The organism is Mesorhizobium sp. P5_C1, from assembly GCF_054049815.1.
The window spans coordinates 1-1,881 of the sequence record NZ_JBFULQ010000807.1; the positions used below are offsets into that span (position 1 = coordinate 1).

Consider the following 1,881-nt stretch of genomic DNA (forward strand, 5'->3'; position numbering starts at 1 on the left):
GAACGAGGCCGTCTTCGCCTTCCGACGCTATGAGGACGCTTCACTCCGCTACACTGGCATCGAAAGCCACAAGGGGCTGTCTCATTACGGTCTATACGACACGGTTGTGGCAAAGAATGAAGACGGTAGCTTTATCGATCAAGTCGGTGCGTAATTTAGACTGCAATGGACGGAGCGGCAGCAATCGCACTACCAGGCGTATTCGACACATTTGTTGCCCCCTTCACAGAGACGTTGGCTGGCGGCTCTCGACCAGCGCAAAGAGCMGGTTGAAATTGGCGTCCGGCATGTGGAGCGCTTCGCGGGCAGGATCCTCAAGGAAAGCACCCATCTGGTCACGCTCGGACGCTTCCGGCGTTCCCCAATTCTCGTCGGCTACGCCCGAAATGATCAGGTCATAGCCGTCCAGGCTGAGCAGGACGCGCAGGGCGTTGTGGAAGCGAGCCGCGTTCATGCCATTTCCCTTTCGATCTTGTCGGACAAGGGCGTCAGCACCTCGTTCCAGATGGCGTTGCAGACCTCGTTGTCCGTGTAGTCGCCGACGACGTCATAGCCATCATTGCCGTATGTCAGCTGGAACCAGCCCGCCCGGTTGCCATCGGCGGTGCGGATCACGATCTCGTCCTGATCGGTCGAGAACAGCGMGCCCAGGATCTCGGCTTTGTCGGTCGACTTCTTCACGGCCCACTCTTCGCCGTCGTGGACGGAAACGAGATAGCCGCGATCGAGGCAGGCCTTGACCAGCGCGGTGCACATGCGCTTTTCGGCGGTGAGGCGCCGAGCCAGCGAACGGCTGTAATTCCGGTGATCGGGATTAGACGCATTCGCGATGGCCTCGTCGAAGCCGGTCTTCTCTGGCGGGAAACGGAACTTTTCGAGCCCGGTCGGCCCGAAGCTCGGATCATTGCGCAACCCATGAAGGATCGAGCCGCGGTTCGGCATCGCATCGCAGACCGACAGGCGGGCGTTGTACCAGTCGAGGGTCAGGGCCTCTTTCCACTTGCGGCCACGCTCGTCTGCATAGGAGGGCAGGGCGGCAAGCTCGTCTTTGTTCAAGGCGGTCATGGTCTTTCTTTGTGGTAGGGGGTTGGGTTCGAGGAAGGCGTGGGGATCAACCCCACGCCAGTCCCCAGCGCTTGGCGCACACCGGGCCGTAGCCGACGTCGATCGAGCGATGATCGGTGAGCTCGATTGCGCAGAAGCAGCAGTTGCCGGTCCGCTTGCCGTGGGCGGCACCGGCCTTGGAAGGGTTCTCGGCCAGAGCCGAAAGCGCGGGGATCAGGGTGTCGGGCCCAGGCGAACGCCGCGACCGCGTGAACTCACCCTTGCGGTCGATGCGGCCATACCATTCGCGGCTTTCGAACGAGCCAGGCGAGGTGACGTTGATCTGCCCGGCGTGGCTGGAGCGCTCACCGGCAAGCGCGAGGACGACGGTTCGACGCCGATCACCTTCCAGATGCGGCCCTGAGCGTCGGGCGCCTCGGCGCCCAGGTAGGGAGAGACCTGGAGGGCTTTGGGCGGCGTGGCCGGGTGCCTGTATTGCGCCGGTAGCTTGGGATGGCTCCACGCGCAGCCCTGGGTCTCCAAACCGTATTCAAAGACCTCGAGTCCGAGCTGTTCTTTCAGCCACACCGAGATGTAAGCGCGATGGCAATACTGGTTGTCCGTCGGGGCCTCGTAGCAGAGCAGCGCGCAATCCTTGCCGCCTGAAAGGTGTTCGAACTTGGCGACGACCTGCCGGGCGCTGAGCTTGGCCAGGATCTCGAAATAGAGCTGCTTGTAATCGCGGTCGCTGGCGGTCTTGAACCAATCGCCTGGAGCGAGTTCGGGCATCTTGCGGAAACCTGCGGGGTATCCTCTCGGCGTGCCCCTGGACACCCC

Annotated in this window: 4 protein-coding genes; all 4 read right to left on the reverse strand. The window is 62.3% G+C overall.

Annotation, left to right across the window (positions count from 1 at the left end; translation table 11 throughout):
• Positions 1 to 223: 223 nt before the first annotated feature.
• Positions 224 to 454, reverse strand: coding sequence for a hypothetical protein (locus ACXJ7R_RS31495; RefSeq protein ID WP_457155217.1), 231 nt, complete (start codon positions 452 to 454; stop codon positions 224 to 226).
• Complete coding sequence (locus ACXJ7R_RS31500; protein WP_457155218.1) at positions 451 to 1,065, reverse strand: hypothetical protein; 615 nt, start codon at positions 1,063 to 1,065, stop codon at positions 451 to 453. Before ACXJ7R_RS31500 ends, ACXJ7R_RS31495 begins: the two co-directional genes overlap by 4 nt.
• 46 nt (positions 1,066 to 1,111) lie before the next feature.
• Positions 1,112 to 1,387, reverse strand: coding sequence for a DUF6011 domain-containing protein (locus ACXJ7R_RS31505; RefSeq protein ID WP_457155220.1), 276 nt, complete (start codon positions 1,385 to 1,387; stop codon positions 1,112 to 1,114).
• A partial coding sequence (locus ACXJ7R_RS31510) for a DUF488 family protein, N3 subclade (protein ID WP_457155219.1) occupies positions 1,279 to 1,881 on the reverse strand: 603 nt, incomplete at its 5' end. The genes ACXJ7R_RS31510 and ACXJ7R_RS31505, both read right to left, overlap by 109 nt.